Genomic DNA, 20149 nt, shown 5'->3' on the forward strand with positions numbered 1-20149 from the left:
AACCCCATGTATTGGATCCCTGACACAATTACAATTGCCATCAAAGGATCAGATGTTATAATGTGTGACAAAATGTGAGGAATATTATGACCAAAATTCCAGAAGTTTACACCGTCGCAGAAGTAGCGCGGGCTTTAAAACTTAATCCGTATACTATACGGCGTCTTGTGCGTGAAAAGAAAATCCCAGCCATCAAAATCGGCGGGCATTGGCGGTTTAGGAAGGGTGACATCAACCGTTTGCTGGCTAACCCCAGAAAAAGAAAGATGAAGCAATGAGTACAGATTTAACATTTTTTACTAATGAAAAGGGACGTACCCTTCTTGATCGATTTAAAATTACTTTGGCGAATAACACTAAGTTTTTTGATGTGTTGGTTGGATACTTCAGAACTAGCGGTTTTTATCACTTGTACCAGTCGCTTGAGAAAGTCGAAAAGATTCGGATTTTAGTCGGGATCAACGTAAATAAACAGACACACGATCTATTGATTGAGGCGAAAGAGCAGCAGTTGGCGCTCGCGTTTTCCCATAAAGAAACAAAGGACGCGTTTGCGGATGAAGTCGCCCGGGAAATGGAGGAGTCGGAAGATAATGCGGAAACAGAGATTGGCGTCCAGAAGTTCATTGAATTCATAAAAAATGGCAAGCTTGAAATTCGCGCGTATCCTTCGCAGGATATTCACGCCAAGGTTTATATCATTCGTAAAGATCAATCTAAGAGTGAAGATTTTGGTCGGGTGATCACTGGTTCAAGCAATTTTTCGTATGCAGGCCTCCATGAAAATCTTGAGTTTAACGTTGAGTTGAAGGATAGCAGGGATGTAAAGTTTGCTTTGGAGAAGTTTGAGGATCTCTGGAAGGATTCAGTTGATATTTCAGAGAAATATATTGAGACGGTTAACACAAGAACATGGCTCAATGATGCGATTTCCCCACATGATCTGTACTTGAAATTTTTATACGAGTACTTTAAGGATGAATTAAATCAGTCCGACGAAGTTTTCTATCGCTATCTACCCATCGAATTCAAAAAATTTGAATATCAAGAGCAGGCAGTTCTTAACGCCAAAAAGATCCTTGAAGAGTATGGTGGTGTCTTCATCTCAGACGTAGTTGGCCTTGGGAAAACATATATTTCAGCAATGCTTGCCAGCCAGCTTGATGGCAGAACCTTGGTCATAGCACCGCCTATTTTGCTTGAGAAAAATAATCCCGGCTCTTGGCCTAATGTTTTTGATGACTTCCGGGTTCACGCGCACTTTGAGTCGATTGGTAAATTGGACGCCCTTGTCGAAGCTGGGACTGATAAATTTACGAATATTATTATTGATGAAGCCCACCGGTTCCGTACTGAGAGCAACATGACCTATGAAAAATTGGCTGAGGTATGCCGTGGCAAGCGGGTTATTCTCGTTACAGCCACACCTTACAATAACTCACCCAAGGATATTTTAAGTCAAATTAAGTTGTTCCAAAAAGCGAGAAAAAGCACAATTCCAAACCTCCCCGATTTGGAGAAGTTTTTTAACGGCCTTGATAGGCGATTAAAGGTTTTGGATCGTCAGCGAGATTATTCGGAATATATTAAGACCGTTAAGGAAAACGCCAGAGAGATCCGGGAAAAGGTGTTGAAGTATTTAATGGTTCGTCGCACCCGTTCAGAGATTATAAAATACTTTGGTGAGGATTTGGCAAAGCATAAACTCAAATTTCCCGATGTCGAGAAACCAGAGCCACTTTTTTATGAACTTAATGATGAGGAAGATTTGGTATTCAGTCGAACTATTGAGTTGATCGCTCATAAATTTAAATACGCCCGCTACACTCCGATGCTTTATTACAAAGGGGAAGTGTCTCAACCAGAGAAATTATCCCAAAGAAACATGGGAAAATTTATGAAGATTCTGATGGTCAAACGGTTGGAGAGTAGTTTTTTTGCTTTTAGAAATACCCTTGATCGTTTTATTTATTCCTATGAGCAATTCATTAAAGAATTTGACGGTGGCAACGTCTATGTGAGCAAAAAACACAGCAACAAAGTATTTGAGTTTTTGGAAAACGATGATGACGCGGCTGTTCAGCGCCTTATTGATGAAGGTAAGGCGGAGAAGTTTAAGAGTGGTGATTTCAAAGAAGGGTTGCTAAAAGATTTAAAGAGTGATCTGGATATATTAAAAGAAATTCATAAAATTTGGAGCACGGTTAAACGAGATCCGAAGCTATTGGCTTTTCTTGACCGGCTTGCCAGCAATCAAATCCTAAAGAAAAATAAACTCATCATTTTTACGGAATCCAAAGAAACGGCTGAATATTTAGCAAAAAATATTGAGATTAAATTTCCCAATACCACGCTTTGTTTTACTGGGGCATCAGGCGAGGTTATCCGCGAGAAGGTGATTGATAACTTTGATGCGAAAGTTAAACATCCAAAGGACGATTACCGGATTTTAGTATCAACAGAGGTTCTCTCCGAAGGTGTTAACTTGCATCGATCCAATGTGGTTATCAATTATGATATTCCATGGAATCCTACCCGGATGATGCAAAGAGTTGGCCGCGTCAATCGAGTTGATACTAAATTTGACGTAATTTATACGTTCACCTTTTTCCCCACCAAACAAGCTAACGATCAGATTAAGCTCAGAGAAGCGGCCGAGGCCAAGATTAATGCGTTTATCTCCATGCTTGGATCCGATGCTCGTCTTCTAACCGAAGGAGAGCCCATAGAACAGCATGAGCTATTTAATCGGTTAACTTCTAAGAGGACTATTACCGGTGAAGATGACGGCGAAGAGAGCGAATTGAAGTATCTGTATGTTATTAAGACTATTCGGGATCAAGATCCGGAGATGTTTGAGAAAATCAAGCGGCTCCCCAGAAAATCAAGAACCGCGCGAGCCAACGGTGAAAAAGTTAATTCACTACTGACATATTTTAGACGTGGAAAGATCGAGAAATTTTTTATTGCGGGGGGTAACGAGAAATCGCAGGAACTTGACTTTATGTCAGCAGCTAAAACTTTAGAGAGTGGGAAAGATGCCCCTAAAGGCAAGATTGATAACAAGAATTTTTATGAGCTTTTAGCTCAGAATAAACAGGCGTTTATTTATGCCACCACCGAGGAGTTGCCCGAGGTTAAATTGCGGGGCGGCCGGGATAGCGCGACGCAAGTCCTTAGGATTATAAAGGCCACCTTAAAAGACAGTAGGCAATTTACTGATGACCAGGAGTATTACCTTAAAAAAGTTCGCACACAATTGGAAGAGGGCGCTCTACCTAAGCAGACAACCAAGAAAACACTTCAGGCCTTAAATGATGAGCTTAAAAAGGGAGTTAATCCCCTGCGAATCCTCGCCCGTTTACAGGCAAATATACCGGCGAAGCTTCTCGAGGGACATTTTGTTGAAGATCATGCGCAAGTATTTGGAAAAAGAGAAGTCATATTATCGGAATATTTAATCGCCGGATAATGTATGGATAAAAATACAAGCCACAAAATTATTAAGGATACTTTGGAAAGAGCATTTGATAAAAATAAATTTTTTCTATTTGCAAAGAATCTCTGCAATCAGATTGATGAATCAAAGGCATTTCAGTTAAGTGGGGCTTATATCCCAGATGCATTTCGCGGATACGTTAAGTCATATGAACGGCTTGGAACTTTTACCGACCCGGAAGATAAGAAGATAGATGTCTTGATTGTCTATCTTCAAAAGAAAACTTCTTTGGAGAGGGCCCGCACCGCACAGCGCAATTTCGTTGCTCGCTATCTCAAAGATCGTGATCAAAAAGATGCTGGTCTGGTTGCTTTCGTTTCCCCAAACTCGGAGGATTGGCGGTTTTCCCTGATCAAAATGGAGTACAAGTTTACCGAGGGGAAATCCGGGAAGGTAAAGGTCAAAGAAGAATTCACCCCGGCGCGTAGATGGTCTTTCCTTGTCGGGGCTAATGAAAACAGCCACACAGCCAAGAGTCGTTTGGCCCCGATCGTTCAGGATGATGAGCATAACCCTACCCTGAATTTTTTTGAAGAAGCATTCAATATTGAAAAAGTCACAAAAGAGTTCTTTGAGAAATATCGTGACCTGTTTTTGCGGGTTAAAGAAACTCTCGATGATGTGGTTAAACAAGACCCGAAGATCAAGAAAGATTTTATTGCTAAGGGCGTGGATACTGTTGACTTTGCAAAGAAGCTACTCGGGCAGATTGTTTTTCTTTATTTTTTACAAAAAAAAGGTTGGTTCGGTGTCGAACGCGATGCAGATTGGGGTTCCGGGCCTAAAAATTTTTTACGTCAACTCTTTGATAAAAAACACAGCGATTATAGGAACTTTTTTAACGATATTTTAGAACCGTTATTTTATGAAGCCCTTGCCCGTGAACGAGATCATGATTTTTACAGTCGCTTCAACTGTAAAATTCCTTTTTTAAACGGCGGTCTATTTGATCCAATCAATAATTATGACTGGGTTCATACTGATGTTCTTTTACCCGACGATTTATTCTCGAATGAAAGGAAAACTAAAGAAGGCGATATTGGTGACGGTATTTTAGATATTTTTGACCGGTATAATTTTACAGTTAAAGAAGATGAGCCACTTGAAAAGGAAGTGGCCATTGATCCTGAAGTGTTAGGAAAAATATTTGAAAAGCTTGGAGCGATAACGCCAAGTAGATTTAATGAATGGGCAGAAGCAGTCCGTTCCGGGGAAAAGAGCAAGGAGCAGGAGGCTAATAAAAAATTGGGAGTTTATTATACTCCTCGTGAAATTGTTCACTACATGTGTGTGCAAAGTTTAGTTAATTATTTAGATATGGAACTTCATGGGAAGGTTTTACAAGAAGATCTGGAAAAATTTATTAAGTATGGAGAGATGGCCGTTGAGCACGAAGCGCTATATGCTGAAAAGATTGAACAGAATCCGGATTATAAAGGGAGATACGCCAAACCCAAATTGCCAGTTAGCATTGAACAAAACGCAGAAATAATTGATAGATCTTTAGCCAACATTAAAGTTTGCGACCCTGCTATTGGTTCGGGTGCTTTCCCAGTAGGCATGATGACAGAGATTGTTCGCAATCGGAATACGCTTTCAAGTTATCTTAAGGATCCAAGTCGTACGATTTATAATTTCAAACGTGATTGTATTCAAAATTCGCTTTATGGTGTGGACATTGACCGGGTGCTGTTGAAATCGCCAAGCTTCGTTTGTGGCTGTCGCTTGTTGTGGATGAGGACGACATTAAGCAGATTAAGCCGTTACCAAATTTGGACTACAAGATAATGCAGGGCAATAGCTTGTCGGAAGAGTTTGAGGGTGTAAAGCTGTTTGATGACAAGCTAATTTTTGCTGTTAATTTCGATAAGGAAAAACAGGTTGAAGATCTCAAGGAAAAACAGAACACTCTATCGAGTGAGTATATTAAACTTCATCAGGATAATAAACTGACCAATATAAGGAAAGAGGAGATAAAAGTAGAACTAAAGAAAATAAATAATCAGATTAAGAGCCTCAACCAGTCTGGGAAGAAGGCTCATGACGATACTGGGTTGTTTGATGTTTTCAGCAATGCAAAGAAGAAAGCGGACGAGTTAAAGCGCCTGCATAAAGAATTCTTTGAGACGACCCAAAAGAAGGATGATCTTAAGAAACAGATTGAAAAGCTCGAATGGGATCTTATTGAGGCTACCCTTAAGGAACAAGGGAAAAATTCAGAGCTTAAAAAACTTGAGGAGTTTAAGAAGACAAATACAAAACCTTTTTTTCTTTGGAAGCTCCACTTTGCCGATGTATTTGAAGAGAAGGGCGGTTTCGATGTTGTAATTGCGAATCCACCGTATATTAAAGAAGATGTGAATAGACATGCCTTTGACGGGCTGAGAAAGTCGGATTGTTATCAGGGTAAAATGGACATATGGTATTTGTTTGGTTCTGAAGGGTTGGATATTTTGAGAAATCATGGGGTAATGACATTTATTGCTACAAATAATTGGGTTACGAACGATGGTGCATCTAAGTTTAGAAATAAAATAATTAAGTATGGCCGTATTATTGATTTTATTGATTTTGGAGATTATAAAATTTTTTCTGCGGGAATCCAAACAATGGTTTTTGTAGTTCTTAAGGATAACGAATCACCAGAATATGATTTGAAGTATGCCAAGCTACTTGATAATAATGCCGACGGAACGTTGTTAACAAGTTTTTTAAATGAACCCCATGAATTATTAAATCATCGATTTGAGAAATTTAAAGTTTCAATTAGAAGATCCTCCTATTTAGAAGGTTATATTAAATTTATCCACCCCACCATTGGCAGGATATTAGATAGGATAAAGAGTGCAGGTTGTTTTAATTTAATGGATCACGAAATATTTAGTGGGATTGATGTAATGCAGGATTTTGTCGCCAAATCACATTTGGAAAAGCTGAATGGAAAAATTGGTGTTGGTGATGGTGTTTTTGTCTTAAGTGAAATAGAAAAAACACGAATCAAATGGAGCAACAAGGAATTAAATTTAATAAAACCATATTATACGACTCGGGAAATCGCAAGATATTATGCCAATAAATCCAATAGGCATTGGATTGTTTATACCGGGGCTGACGCTAACGATAAAATTAGCCTTTATCCAAATATAAAAAAACACTTAGATAAATTTAAAAAAATAATTACATCTGTAAATAAACCATATGGTTTACACAGAACCCGTGATGAAGAAAATTTTCTTGGTCAAAAAATATTTTCTATTCGTAAATGTGCAATACCATCCTTTTCCTTGGTAAATTTTCCGTGCTATGTGTCTAGGGCATTCTTGATTATTAAGACAAACAGAATTGATTTTAAATATCTCCTGGCGATCTTGAATTCTAAAGTCACTGTTTTTTGGTTACTGCATAAGGGGAAGCTCCAAGGAAATCAATTTCAGGTAGATAAGGTACCATTGATGGATATCCCAATAGTATGCGGTCAACCTTCTAATCAAAAGCCCATAATTGATCTTGCGGATAAGATTTTATCATTGGCTCAGGATAACAAACAGACGCAAGATAAAATAAAAGAATACGAGCGTCAAATTGATCAAATGGTCTATGCGCTTTATGGCCTGACGGACGAGGAGATTAAGATCGTTGAGGAAAGTGTGGGTAAATGATAATAAAGATGGAAGAAGATACAAGATACCAGAAAGCGATACAAAGAAATATTGATTCGATTTTTCATGCTTTGTGGGAGTGGAAAACGATAGAAGCCTTTGAGCAATATGTAGAAGGAAAAAGGATCTATGTTTTAGGCCAAAATTTTTTTAAAATAATGCCGGTTGCCTTTTTTGGTGACATGTTAAGAAACGCCATTAATGTGCTTGATAAACACAGTGATGTCGCTTCATTTTGGTATATTCTAGAAGTAGGCGAAATTAAATCGTTAGAGATATATTCAGAACAAAAAATTGATTCTTTGAAAGATTTGGCTGGGAAATTAAAACACATTCGTGATAAAGTTTTTTTTCATCATGATAAGAATGGTGTTTTAGATACAAAGAAAATTTGGAAAGAAGCCGACATTGTAGGGAAAGATGTTGGCGAGGCCATTCAATATTTATTTTCTATATTGAAAGAGTTATATGAAAAGGTCATGAAAAAACAATATCACTCCGATCCTGATAATAGCATTGGGGAAGATTTCGTTAAACTATTAAATTTTGCAGCAGAAAATGGTTTTATTGAGGTTCGTTCGGAGAATTTTCGGGGACGTCTTCGAGTCTGTGGGTAGGATTAATCGTTAAATCTAGAGAGAAGAAAAAAACGTCATGGCACAAAAATTCTATGAAAAAGCATCAGTTCAAGTAGCAATAGTTGCGGGTATTTTTTCGTTGCTTTACTGCGGAATAACTATCTGGAACGATCGATCACAATTAAAACAAGACAATCAAAATTATGTTCGAGAATTGATTCAAAAAGACAGTCGCATTGCAAGCTTAGAGCGAGAGATCCAACGATTAGAAATTCAACTCGTACCTTTAAAAATAGTCTCGCTGGAAGGGCAATCTTTTATATTTAATGTTGCTAAGATTTCACAGTTAGGAGATTTGTCATCTTGGCATAATAAGTATGGCGGCCAACGACAAAGCTATGAGGAATTATTATCTTGGGGAAAAAAAGAAAATAGTTCCGAAATAAAGAAAAAGATTTCTGTCGAGACAGAAAGACTAGAAGAAATTTATGACCCACGTATTATGATACCAACCATAGAACAGCCTATTTCTATATGTAAATTTATAACTCAGCCAAATATTCCTGCTTGTGCTTGGGGGCTCGAACCGCCTACAGGTTACGATGCAAAAAATGTATTTCATCATCTGACTGAAAGGATATGGACTGAACGCGCCAGAGCCGCCTGTCTATTAAGGAATATAAGGACATCGCAGTATAAAGATCAAATAGACAAAGAAAAGCTTTTTGACACTCTCGTATCTCTCATGAAAGAAGAAAATGAAAAGAGCTTATTTGTTAGCAAAATGGCTCTAAATACCTATAGCGAATTGACGGGATTTTCACCTTCTGGCGTGTTTGATTTTGATGGCGCGATTAATGATTGGAAAAGCATGGAAAGAAAAAAAGAAATTTTAAAAATAAACTTCTGAAAGTTGGGACGTCCCCTTAATCAGATGGTTGGAATAGGAAATTTTGATGACGCATAAAGAATCCGAAACAATCGAATTCAAAAAATCCACCGCCGAGGTTAAAGTGGGGGATGGCCGGGGAGAGGAGTAAGTGAAAACAATGTCATTGAAATCAATCGGTTTTGGTGAATCGACGACTGTCGAATGGAAGCCATCGCTGTCGCAGATCCATGAGATCATCGAAAGCATAACAGCTTTTGCTAATACCGAGGGTGGACGATTGTTTGTAGGCATATCGAAGACTGGAGAGGGCATAGGTGTTCAGATTGGTAAAGGTACGGTAGAAGGTCTGGTTAATCGTATCGCTCAACATACTGATCCGAAAATCCAGCCGAAGATCACGGTCAAAAAGATTAAAGGCAAACAGGTTATTGTTATTGAAGTCAAACAGTCCAAGGATAGATTGGTCCTGGCCGATGGCCGGCCATATAAGCGTGTGGGGCCTTCGACCCGGCAAATGGGCAAGGATGAATACGAAGGGCTGATCCTGGAGAAACATAAGGGTAAACACTATTTTGATGAGCAGATCTGTGATGGCGCAAAGATCTCGGATGTCAGCAGAGAAAAGCTTTTGGCATTTATTAAAGAAGCTAAACGGGAAAGGGGCTTAAGCATTGCTGAGGGTTTGTCGGTGACGGATATTTTGCGAAAGCTTAAACTCGTAAAGAATGACAAGCTAACCAATGGAGCTATTTTGTTGTTTGGTAAAGACACACAGAATTTCTTTTTACAATCTGAGCTAAAAGCGGTTCGATTTAAGGGCTTAGATGAAACCAGACCCATGCTTGATTTTAAAACGATTGGCGGGGATGCGATCACGCTTCTTAAAAAGGCTGAAGGTTTTATTTATGACCATATCCCGATGAGGGCATGGATACAACCTGGGAAACTACAACGTCAGGAAAAATGGCTGTATCCGGAGGAAGCTATAAGAGAGGCTTTGGCCAATGCTTTGGCGCATAGAGACTACAGTAGTCCGGGCAAGGTTCAGGTGAGGATCTTTGATGATCGCTTGGAGATATGGAATCCGGGGCTTTTACCGCCACCATTAACACTGGAGAAGTTAAAAGGAAAACATGATTCAGTTCCGCGCAATCCGCTTATTGCCAAGGCGTTTTTCTGGATCAAATATGCTGAAGATGTTGGATCGGGGACAAGCAAGATCATTCAGTGGTGTAAGGAGTGGGGATTGCCCGAGCCGACATATGAGGAAGCCGGGGCCAGTTTTGTGACGGTATTTCATAATCCTAAGCCGGAGGATGGTGGTCAGCAAGGGGGCCAGAAACAGGGGCCAGAAACAGGGGCCAGAAAATTACCCCCAAACAAGCTATGGTTTTGGATTTGATCAGGCGGAACCCATTGATATCCCGCCATGATATTGCGAGTAAGCTTGAGATCAATGATTCCGTGGTTCGGAAGCATTTGGACGCATTGAAGGCCAAAGGCGTGCTTAAGAGGGTTGGCCCTGATAAAGGCGGACATTGGGAGGTTGTGGCTTGGAAATAAAGAACTCATTCGGCCTGACCAAGGTCAAGCATGTCATCGCCGTCTCTTCCTGCAAAGGCGGGGTGGGCAAATCCACTGTTGCCGCGGGATTTGCGCGTTCTTTATGCCAACAGGGCTTTAAAACAGGACTTTTGGATGCCGACATCCACGGACCATCCCTTCCAACGCTGTTTAACCTGACCTCCGGCGTTAAGGTCCTTTCCAATGAATTCCGGATGATCGTTCCTGTTGAATCCCAGGGGCTCAAATTGATGTCCTTTGGTTTTTTGCTGGGGGACGCGCCGGCTGTGATGCGCGGGCCCATCGTCACCCGGTATATCCAGCAGATGATGCTTCAGACCGACTGGGGCGAACTGGATTATCTGATCGTTGACATGCCGCCCGGGACAGGGGACGTGCAGTTGACCATCACCCAGTCCGCGCGCCTGACGGGCGCTGTGATCGTCACCACCCGCCAGACCTTGTCGCTGGTGGACGTGGCGCGCGGGATCCTGATGTTTGAGAAGGTGAGCGTTCCCATTTTAGGCATCGTTGATAACATGGCCTATTTTGTCTGCGGATCCTGCCAGACAAAGCATTATCTGTTTGGCGGCGAGCATGCGCTGGAAAAACGTTTCGGCGTCAAGACGCTGGTGGAGATCCCGTTGATCGCGGACCTTGCTCTGGAGTCCTATATGGACCAGGGCGCGCAAGCGATGTTGGACGCGGTCAAGGCACAGGCACAGGCCAAAGAGCAGCTTCCCGAGGTCAGTTTTGACGCAGAGCATATCCATTTGAAATTTGCCGACGGCAGGCAGGTGCAGGTGAAAAATCGCGACCTGCGTTTGAATTGCATGTGCGCTTTATGCGTGAGTGAATTGACCGGACAGAAATTGATCGCCCCTGCGAAAATACGCCCTGACATTGCTCCCAAAGAAATCGTGCCGCTGGGCAATTATGCCTTGAGCATCACATGGAACGACGGCCATTCTTCAGGTATCTATCCCTATTCCATGTTTGAATTATGGGGACACAATACTTAATTCCTGATACTTTAAACGGTTGAATTAAGTATTGTGTCCCCTTAATTCTGTCTGTGATATACTTTCGACATGGCTAAAAATAAAAAATTAAATATCGCCGCCGCTGAAGAGCTGAAGATCCTGCGCACTGTGGCGGACATCGCCTCGTCCGAGCTGGACCTGGCCATCACCCTGCACGAGGTCGTCAAGATCGTTACCGCGATGACCGGGGCGGACTCTGTTTTCATTTATCTTTTTGACGGAAAAAAAGAGAATTTGGTGCTGATGGCTTCCAAGACCGCGCACCAGAAAGAACTGGGCAAGGTCATTTTGAAGATCGGGGAAGGCATCACCGGCTGGGTTGCCCGCGAGAACAAGCCTGTGGCCATCAAAACACACGCTTATAAGGACCCGCGCTTTAAAAGTTTTGACGTTTTGCCTGAAGACCGCTACGAGGCCTTTTTGTCCGTGCCCATCATCTATAAGGGAAAGGCCATCGGCGTTGTCAATGTCCAGCATAAGCGCCAACAGGATTATGCCAGGGCCACGCTCGATCTCATTAAGACCATCGCCAAACAGGTCGGAGGCGTCATTGAACACGCGCGGCTGTATGAAGAGACCAAACAAAAGGCCCTGCAGTTCGATTCCCTGGTCAAGGTCAGCCAGTCCATCACCTCCGAGCGTTATCTGGATGAGATCTTAAATCTTATCGTGGTCGTCACCGCCGGGATGCTCAATTCCAAGATTTGTTCCATCATGCTGCTGGATGACAAGGGCGTTCATTTGTCCATCAAGGCCACACAGAGTTTGAGCGAGGAGTATAAGCGCAAGCCCGATGTGAAGGTGGAGAACAGCCTCATCGGCACGGTCATCAAGACCCGCCGGCCCCTGGTGGTTGAGGACGTGCGCCACGATGAGAAATATTTTTACCGCGACCTCGCGGTCAAGGAAGGGCTCACGTCCATGGTGGCCGTGCCCATGATCGTCAAGGACAAGGCCATCGGGGTCATCAACGTGTACACCAAGGAGCCCCATCATTTTACCGGCGAAGAAATTGATGTCCTGCAGATCGTGGCCAACCAGGCCGCGGTCGCGGTGGAGAACACCAAATTGATGGAGGAGGCCCTCAAGGCCAGGGAAGCCCTAGAGACCCGCAAACTCGTGGAACGCGCCAAAGGCATCCTGATGACGATGAACCGCCTTTCGGAAGATGCCGCCTACCGGCTCATCCATAAAAAGAGCATGGACACCTGCCGGAGCATGAAGGACATCGCCGAATCCATCATCCTCATGGCGGATCTGCAAAAAAATATTTCTTGACAGCTTTTTTTTATCCGGTATACTTCCATTTGTAGTTTGAAATTTGGTCCGTTCGGGGCATGGATGTCCCGGACAGCAGTAAAGGACAAAGATAGTCCTCTGGCCGCTAAAAGCGCCGGAGGATTTTTTATTTTATCCGTATTAACCAAAAGTAAAAGGGAGGGTGAACGTAATGGGAACAAATCCGATCAATGCCGGAGATACGGCGTGGGTACTGGTTGCGTCAGCCCTGGTTTTGCTGATGACGGCGCCAGGTTTGGCCTTATTTTACGGAGGCATGGTCCGGCGTAAAAACGTTCTGGGTGTTTTGATGCAATGTTTTATCTGTTTGGCGCTGGTCAGCGTCTTATGGGTTGTGTACGGTTACAGCCTGGCCTTCGGCAAAGGCAGTCCTTTTATGGGGGGCTTGGACTGGTTCATGCTCAAAGGCGTCGGACAAGATCCAAACATGGATTACGCGGGGACCATTCCGCACCTGGCGTTCATGATCTTCCAGGCCATGTTTGCGGTGATCACCCCGGCCTTGATCATCGGCTCTTTTGCCGAACGCATGAAATTTCCCGCGTTCTTGGCTTTCACGGCCTTGTGGCTGACCTTTGTGTATTGCCCGATCGCGCATATGGTTTGGGGCGTCGGAGGGTTTTTGCGCAGTATGGGCGCCTTGGACTTCGCCGGCGGTACCGTCGTTCATATTAACGCGGGCGTTGCCGGTTTGGTCACCGCTTTATATTTAGGGAAGCGCGTGGGAGTAGAGAAGCCGGGCATGCATAATGTACCCTTTGTTGTCTTAGGGGCATCCTTATTGTGGTTTGGCTGGTTCGGTTTCAATGCCGGTTCTGCCCTGGCCGCCAATGGTTTGGCCGCTCATGCGTTTGTGGCCACCAATACAGCCACCGCTATGGCAGTCCTTAGCTGGTGCGTGATGGAGTGGATCTTCGCGGGCAAACCCACGACGCTGGGTGCTGCTTCCGGCGCCGTGGTTGGTTTGGTCGCCATCACTCCTGCTTGCGGTTTCGTGGATCTGACAGGGGCGCTTTGGATCGGGGCCCTGGCCAGCGTGTTCAGCTTCTTTATGGTGAGCATTGTGAAGCCGAAATTAGGTTATGATGATACCCTGGATGCGTTCGGCGTGCACGCCATCGGCGGTTTCTGGGGGGCCATGGCCACGGGTCTTTTTGCCACCAAACTGGTGAATTCTGCCGGCGCGGATGGTTTGCTGTTGGGCAATCCCGGACAGGTTTGGATCCAGTTTATCGCTTGCGCCACCACGATCGCTTATACGGCCATTGCCACGTTCGTGATCTGTTTTGTCGTGGATAAGGTCATCGGCATTCGTGTTGCGCAGGAAGAAGAGATCATGGGCCTGGATCTGACCCAGCATCACGAACGCGCTTATACGATTTTAGATTAATGATGTAGAGACGCAAAATTTTGCGTCTCTACGAAGGGAGGATATCAATGAAATTGGTCACTGCCATCATCCAGCCGCACCGGCTGGAGGAAGTTAAAAAAGAATTATACGCCGCGCAGGTGAACCTCATCACCGTGTCCGAAGTCCTGGGTCACGGCCGCCAGATCGGCGTGGATGAGTTTTACCGCGGGGTCAAGGAAATCGGTAATTTGTTGCGCAAGGTCCGGATAGATATCGCGGTCAACGAGGACTTCGTTGAGCCGACGGTCAAGGCCATCATCAAAGGTGCCCGCACGGGCAAGATCGGCGACGGCAAGATCTTCGTCGTGGACCTGCCGCGCTGCATCCGTATCCGCACCGGTGAAGAAGGGTCCAAGGCCATCGGGTAGGGCTTTGACCTGTTTTTAGTTCTTGACACATTTTTCCCCCAAAGGTAATATGCCTCAAATTTGGGGGAAAATGTGTTTGAGGGGTCCCATATGATAAATACAGAGAGGTGGGTATGAACAAACGCATTTCTGAGGAGATCATGGAAAATCACAGCGACGATTGCGGGTGCCGGAATTTCAGCGAGACCTTGCCGGAACATTTCGGCGAGAACGTCTTTGGCCTGAAGGTAATGAAGGAAGTCCTTTCGCCCAAGGCCTATGAATCCATTGCCCGGACCATTCAAGAAGGCGGCAAATTAGACCAGGGCATTGCTGACGAAGTGGCCGAGGCCATGAAGAAATGGGCCATTGCCAAGGGGGCCACCCACTTTACGCACTGGTTCCAGCCCTTGACTGGCACGACCGCTGAAAAGCACGATTCTTTTATCGCCTGGGACGGCCAAGGGGGCGTTGTTTTAAGTTTTTCCGGCAAAGAGCTCATCCAGGGCGAACCGGACGCGTCTTCGTTCCCGTCGGGGGGCTTGCGCGCGACTTTTGAGGCCCGCGGTTATACTGGCTGGGACCCGACATCCCCGGCTTTTATCAAAGAAGGCCCGGAAGGCGCGACGTTGTGCATCCCGACGTTTTACATCGGCTATCACGGCGAAGCCCTGGACAAAAAGACGCCTTTATTGCGTTCCATGAAAGCCCTCTCCAAACAGATCTGCCGTCTGGCCGAACTGTTCGGCATTGACACCAAGGGCAAACGTGCTTACTGCACCGTCGGCCCCGAGCAGGAATATTTCCTTATTGACAAGGCCCATTTTCAGGCCCGTTTGGACCTGATCGAGACCGGCCGCACGCTCTTCGGTCTCAAGCCGGCCAAACACCAGCAACAGGAAGACCATTATTTCGGCGCCATCAAACCGCGCATCATGGCGTTCATGGAAGACCTGGACCGCACCCTGTGGAAACTCGCGGTCCCGGCAAAAACACGCCACAATGAAGTGGCCCCGGCCCAGTATGAGATCGCCCCGATCTACGAAGATCTCAACACCGGCATTGACCATCACATGATGATGATGGAGATCATGCGCACCCTGGCCGACAAGCGCGGGCTTGTCTGTTTATTGCATGAAAAACCGTTCGCCGGCATCAATGGTTCCGGCAAGCACAACAATTGGTCTGTTGTCGGTCCCGACGGAAAGAACTGGCTTTATCCGGGAAAGACCCCGCACGAGAACGCCAAATTCTTGACCACTTTGTGCGCGATCATCAAGGCGGTGGACACCTATGCCGATCTTTTGCGCGCCTCGGTCGCTTCCGCCGGCAATGATCACCGTTTGGGCGCCAATGAAGCGCCCCCGGCCATCGTTTCCATCTTTTTGGGCGAGCAGTTATACGATATTTGCGAGCAGATCGAAAAGGGAGGGGCCAAATCCTCCAAACAGGGCGGTATTCTGCATGTCGGCGTTGATTCCCTGCCTCCTTTGGCCAGAGACACCACCGACCGCAACCGCACCTCGCCGTTCGCTTTCACCGGCGCTAAATTTGAATTCCGCGCGGTCGGTTCCAACCAGAACCCTTCCGCCGCCAACATGGTGCTCAACACCATCGTCGCGGACGCCATCAGCGACATCTGCGACCAACTGGAAGCCGACAAGAAAGCCGGTAAGGATTTCAACGCTTCTTTGCAGAAGGTCCTGCAGGAGATCATCAAGAAACACAAGCGCGTGCTGTTCAACGGGGACAATTACATTCCCGAGTGGCATGCCGAGGCCAAGAAGCGCGGTTTGCCCAATTTGAAAAATACGCCCGAAGCCCTGGAAGTCCTCAAGGAAAAAAAGAACATCCGGGTGCTCGTCAAGCACGGCGTTTTATCGGAAAAAGAGCTCGCGTCCCGCTATGAGATCAATAAACACGCTTACAAGACCGTGGTCGCCCTCGAGGGCGATTGCGCGTCCACCATGGCGCGCACGCAATTGATCCCCGCGGCCGTTTCCTATCAAATGGAATTGGCCGAAACGATCAAGACCGTGGGCAGCGGCGGCAAAACCACAGGCGTCAAGAAATTGCTTAAGGAGGTCTCCCGGCTGGTGGATGAGGCCTTGTCCTGCGCTGATGGTTTGGACGCGGCTTTGACCGCACATGACGCGGCCAAGACCAATGCCGGTATGGTCAAACTGCGTGAGGCCGTGGATGCTCTGGAAGCGCTGGTCCCGGCCAATCTGTGGCCTTTGCCGTCCTACGCGGAAATGCTTTTGATGAATGCGTAGGAAATATTGCAATGGCATGACCAAGAAGGTGGATTCGAAAGGATCCACCTTTTATTTTTCTGTTGTAACTAATTGCAAATAATAAAGTTATAACTATTGTTGTCGTCGGCTTGCCGATCAAAAAATATGTGTTATACTTTTTCTCGATAGCCTTAGAACATTTTCCTAAGATAGCCTTAGATAAAATCCCGACTAAGCACATACTTGGTATGATTAAAAAATCCCTGAATGTTGTTTTTGTTGCCGCCTTTTTGCTTAATACCTTTGGCCCCATGCCGGCCTATGCTGACGTACGGGCGATTATTAATCGCCCCTACATGCCTGAGCCCGGCGTCATGGTGTCCTTAAGCCCTGAATTTACCCCCGCCCACCTTAAAGGTATCACCATTCACCCGGACAATGCCCTTAAGTTCGACTTTATCATCCATAAAGGCGATTCCAACCTCGCTGGGCAAGAGAAACAGGAAGAATACAAGAAATTGATCAAGTATTTCCTGGCCTCCTTGGCTGTTCCCGATGAAAATCAGTGGGTGAACCTCTCTCCTTATGAGAAAGACCGCATTATCAAGGATGATTTCGGCAAAACCGAGATGGGACGTGATCTTCTCTCCCAGGACTATCTGCTTAAGCAGATCACAGCATCCCTGATATACCCCGAACAAGGCCTTGGCCAGAAGTTCTGGGATAAGGTCTATGAACAGGCCTTTAAGCAATACGGCAACACCAACATCCGGGTCAACACCTTCAACAAGGTCTGGATCGTCCCGGACAATGCCGTTATCTATGAAAAGGGCAATACCGCTTATGTCTTAAAGAACCATCTGAAGGTCATGCTGGAAGAGGATTATTTAGCGCTTAACAAAAATACTATTCTCTCCCCCTCTGTGGGGAGGGTCAGGGAGGGGGGAGACAAGCAAGTCAATGCCCTCGGCTCCCAAATCGTCCGCGAAGTGATCCTCCCCGCCCTTGAGAAAGAAGTCAATGAAGGCAAGAACTTCGCCATGCTCCGCCAGGTCTACTCCGGCATGATCTTAGCCGCCTGGTACAAACGGGCCTTAAAAGAATCACTATTAGGCAAGATCTATGCCGATAAAGCGAAACTCAAAGGAATGGAGTATACCTCTGTCATTCCCGCGAAGGCGGGAATCCAGTCCAAGGACGACATAGAGGGCATTTACCAGCGCTACCTCCAGGCCTTCAAAAAAGGCGTCTACAATTATATCAAGGAAGACACCGACAAATACACCAAACAGGTCATTCCCAGGAAGTATTTTTCGGGGGGAACAAGAGGGTTTGACCAGGCACAAATAAGCAGGGTTACCTCTGTTGACTTTGCGCAGGCCTCGACTATTCGGGAAGATATTGCAAATAAAATGGACATGGCTGCAGTGGCTTTGGAAGAGCCCGACGCGGCGATGATGAGCCGCAGAGAGGCGGTGGGTCTTTTGGCCGGCGGTGCTGGCCTATTGCTTACAGAACCTGTAGATGCATTAAATATTTTTTCTATTCAGCAAAACCAGCCAGCAAAGACTTTGGATGCTACCAAAGCCGCCAACTGGCTTAAAGCACAGATCAACACAAACGGGCTTATTGCTTCATTCACCGGTCTTCATCAGGCAGATCCATCCAGCGGAGTGACCTGGATGTATAACCAGGGGCAGGCCATTCAAGCTTTTTTAGCCATGGGAGACATTGCAACAGCTGAACGTTTGGCAAAGGCAATTCTGCGATTGCGCCGGAACGGGAATGTCTGGTTTGACGGGTATATGACCCAAACCGGTGATCCAGCAACAAAACTAGCGGAGCAAACTCAAAGCCAGGTCGGCCCCGCGGCAGTGCTCGGCCATGCCTTCTTAAACCTTTTGGAGCAAACTTCCGATGCTGGTCTAGCTGAAGATTTGTTAAAAGCCTCTGTTGGCGTGTCTCGTTTTCTCAACGGACTGTTTCAGGACCGTAACAATTACGGGTTTGTGGTCACTGCTTCAGGATCGCGCCGGGCCACAACCGAACACAATGAGCGGGCTTTTGCGTTTTATTACCAGCTTTATAATGTGTTTAACAACCAGCAACACAAACACAGGGCCATTCTCGAGAAATATCGCAACAGCCTCGATGTGGGTGGCCTGAAATCACGCGCCGATAAAATTATATTTTGGATCCAGAATAAAATGTGGGATGCTAAACTGGGTCGTTATCAGGCCGGCTATGAAAATTTTGCAACAGAACAGCTTTTGACCTCTGATAATGAACAATGGGGGTATACGCAATACCTGGCCCCTGTAATGGCCCATGTTGCCGGATTAAATCCTCGGGATTTTGCGCGAGGGATCGATTGGCTCCTGAAAAATTTAAGTACGGTGACGGTAAACGGCATCACCTACAAAGGGGTATCGCGCTGGAAGGGCGCTTCTTCATTATGGGGAAAGGGGAACGCGGAAGCAGCTGCCGCACTTAGCCTGCTTGGCCGGCGGGCAGAGGCGCAGGAATTATTTCGGACCTTGAATTTCTTGCAACAAGGATCCGGTGCGGTTACAGAAGCTTATGGGCAGGACACCAAAGCTCCATGGCCAAACCATTTTCCATTCGGGAGCATTGAAGCCACCGTTCCGGCCATTATTGCGGCGAGGAACTATGATCCTAAATTCATTGCAGAATTGGCTTCTTCTGCCAAGCCCGACGCGGCGATGACGGTGGCAGAGGACATCAGACAACGTATCAATGTGCAATATGGGCACTACTTGGAGTTCTCTCCGGAGAATGTGGAAGAAATCGTCCAACACTTATTGTCACCAGCCCGAGCAATAGTAGACACCGGCCGTCAATTTGTTATTGATTATGATGGCCAAGGGAATGAGCGTTATCTTTCAAGCGCGCTGTACAGATTCAGCGTTCGACCAATAGACGCGGCGATGACGGCTGGCACGGTCATTGATCCGAATCAGCTTGAATTGAGGTGGGGGCCCAGTATTACGGGAAGAGTAACAACCTATGAATTGGTACGGATGGGGTCTCCTGAGAGACAATTAGCTGGCACATTGAAAGTTGAATTAAATCTTGAGAAAAAGAATACTCGCATAGTGTGGAGGGGCAACGGTCAAGGTCAGGCAAGCATAGAAGTAACATTGCCTGGTTTACAAGAACTTACATGGAGACAGGGTATTGAGGCGCTTAATCGTGATCACACCAACGCGGCGATGACGGGTGCGGATAAAGCCGCAGTGGCTGATGTTACCAAACCGTTCACTCGAGGCGGTATTGACATGAACGCCGCGAACTTGAATTTGCAGATCAGGCGCGACGGCAAGGGCGTGCCGCTGCCGGTCAGTCAGCAGGACCTAGAAAACATCAAGCTCGACGGCTTGGTGCCGATCATCCTCGAGATCAAGCCCGCCATGGCCACCCCGTTACTCTCCGAACTGCAGGTTGCAGGAATGCAGCAGGCGAAGATATAACCCCCTCCCGTACCCTCCCCACAAGGGGGAGGGAATACGTTTCTCTAACTGCTAAACATTATCCCTTCGTTGGGCATACGCCTGGCGATGGTTTTTATTTATATACTTAATTCAATTAAAGTATGATTTA

13 protein-coding genes are annotated in these 20149 nt (G+C 45.8%); all 13 read left to right on the plus strand.

Annotated features, from left to right (window positions below; translation table 11 throughout):
• Nucleotides 1–86: 86 nt before the first annotated feature.
• Nucleotides 87–278 (plus strand): helix-turn-helix domain-containing protein, encoded by a 192-nt coding sequence (locus tag Q7K71_04435; GenBank protein ID MDO8675346.1) that lies wholly within the window; start codon nt 87–89, stop codon nt 276–278.
• A complete protein-coding gene (locus tag Q7K71_04440; protein MDO8675347.1) occupies nt 275–3472 on the plus strand; it encodes a helicase-related protein in 3198 nt (1065 codons plus the stop codon). Before Q7K71_04435 ends, Q7K71_04440 begins: the two co-directional genes overlap by 4 nt.
• 3 nt (nt 3473–3475) lie before the next feature.
• Nucleotides 3476–5287, plus strand: coding sequence for a hypothetical protein (locus Q7K71_04445; protein ID MDO8675348.1), 1812 nt, complete (start codon nt 3476–3478; stop codon nt 5285–5287).
• Nucleotides 5288–5301: 14 nt separating this feature from the next.
• Nucleotides 5302–7158 carry an Eco57I restriction-modification methylase domain-containing protein gene (locus Q7K71_04450; protein MDO8675349.1) on the plus strand — a complete coding sequence of 619 codons (1857 nt, stop codon included), beginning with the start codon at nt 5302–5304 and terminating at the stop codon, nt 7156–7158.
• Between the two features lie 8 nt (nt 7159–7166).
• Nucleotides 7167–7775 (plus strand): hypothetical protein, encoded by a 609-nt coding sequence (locus tag Q7K71_04455; GenBank protein MDO8675350.1) that lies wholly within the window; start codon nt 7167–7169, stop codon nt 7773–7775.
• Between the two features lie 37 nt (nt 7776–7812).
• Nucleotides 7813–8646 carry a hypothetical protein gene (locus Q7K71_04460; GenBank protein ID MDO8675351.1) on the plus strand — a complete coding sequence of 278 codons (834 nt, stop codon included), beginning with the start codon at nt 7813–7815 and terminating at the stop codon, nt 8644–8646.
• 139 nt (nt 8647–8785) lie between these two features.
• On the plus strand, nt 8786–10030 hold the full coding sequence (locus Q7K71_04465; protein ID MDO8675352.1) for an ATP-binding protein: 1245 nt from the start codon (nt 8786–8788) through the stop codon (nt 10028–10030).
• Between the two features lie 151 nt (nt 10031–10181).
• Nucleotides 10182–11213, plus strand: a complete 1032-nt coding sequence (locus Q7K71_04470) for a P-loop NTPase (GenBank protein MDO8675353.1) — start codon at nt 10182–10184, stop codon at nt 11211–11213.
• A 69-nt stretch (nt 11214–11282) separates the two neighbouring features.
• Nucleotides 11283–12512, plus strand: coding sequence for a GAF domain-containing protein (locus Q7K71_04475; protein ID MDO8675354.1), 1230 nt, complete (start codon nt 11283–11285; stop codon nt 12510–12512).
• A 172-nt stretch (nt 12513–12684) separates the two neighbouring features.
• Nucleotides 12685–13923: an ammonium transporter gene (locus Q7K71_04480; protein MDO8675355.1), complete on the plus strand. Its 1239-nt coding sequence runs from the start codon at nt 12685–12687 to the stop codon at nt 13921–13923.
• A 47-nt stretch (nt 13924–13970) separates the two neighbouring features.
• Entirely contained in the window at nt 13971–14312 is a 342-nt protein-coding gene (locus Q7K71_04485; protein ID MDO8675356.1) for a P-II family nitrogen regulator, read from the plus strand.
• A gap of 230 nt (nt 14313–14542) precedes the next feature.
• Complete coding sequence (locus Q7K71_04490) at nt 14543–16567, plus strand: glutamine synthetase III (GenBank protein ID MDO8675357.1); 2025 nt, start codon at nt 14543–14545, stop codon at nt 16565–16567.
• Nucleotides 16568–16677: 110 nt separating this feature from the next.
• The gene (locus Q7K71_04495) at nt 16678–20019 is read left to right on the plus strand and encodes a hypothetical protein (GenBank protein ID MDO8675358.1); all 3342 of its coding nucleotides are present in this window, start codon (nt 16678–16680) and stop codon (nt 20017–20019) included.
• The last annotated feature ends 130 nt before the right edge of the window (nt 20020–20149 follow it).

The organism is Candidatus Omnitrophota bacterium (assembly GCA_030650275.1).
GTDB lineage: Bacteria > Omnitrophota > Gorgyraeia > Zapsychrales > Fredricksoniimonadaceae > JACPXN01.

What these genes read in the sequence shown, in the direction of transcription:
- Q7K71_04435 (MDO8675346.1), top strand. Translation starts at nt 87, where the DNA reads ATGACCAAAATTCCAGAAGTTTACACCGTCGCAGAAGTAGCGCGGGCT.
- Q7K71_04485 (MDO8675356.1), top strand. Translation starts at nt 13,971, where the DNA reads ATGAAATTGGTCACTGCCATCATCCAGCCGCACCGGCTGGAGGAAGTT.
- Q7K71_04455 (MDO8675350.1), top strand. Translation starts at nt 7,167, where the DNA reads ATGGAAGAAGATACAAGATACCAGAAAGCGATACAAAGAAATATTGAT.
- Q7K71_04490 (MDO8675357.1), top strand. Translation starts at nt 14,543, where the DNA reads ATGAAGGAAGTCCTTTCGCCCAAGGCCTATGAATCCATTGCCCGGACC.
- Q7K71_04445 (MDO8675348.1), top strand. Translation starts at nt 3,476, where the DNA reads ATGGATAAAAATACAAGCCACAAAATTATTAAGGATACTTTGGAAAGA.
- Q7K71_04440 (MDO8675347.1), top strand. Translation starts at nt 275, where the DNA reads ATGAGTACAGATTTAACATTTTTTACTAATGAAAAGGGACGTACCCTT.
- Q7K71_04475 (MDO8675354.1), top strand. Translation starts at nt 11,283, where the DNA reads ATGGCTAAAAATAAAAAATTAAATATCGCCGCCGCTGAAGAGCTGAAG.
- Q7K71_04465 (MDO8675352.1), top strand. Translation starts at nt 8,786, where the DNA reads ATGTCATTGAAATCAATCGGTTTTGGTGAATCGACGACTGTCGAATGG.
- Q7K71_04480 (MDO8675355.1), top strand. Translation starts at nt 12,685, where the DNA reads ATGGGAACAAATCCGATCAATGCCGGAGATACGGCGTGGGTACTGGTT.
- Q7K71_04460 (MDO8675351.1), top strand. Translation starts at nt 7,813, where the DNA reads ATGGCACAAAAATTCTATGAAAAAGCATCAGTTCAAGTAGCAATAGTT.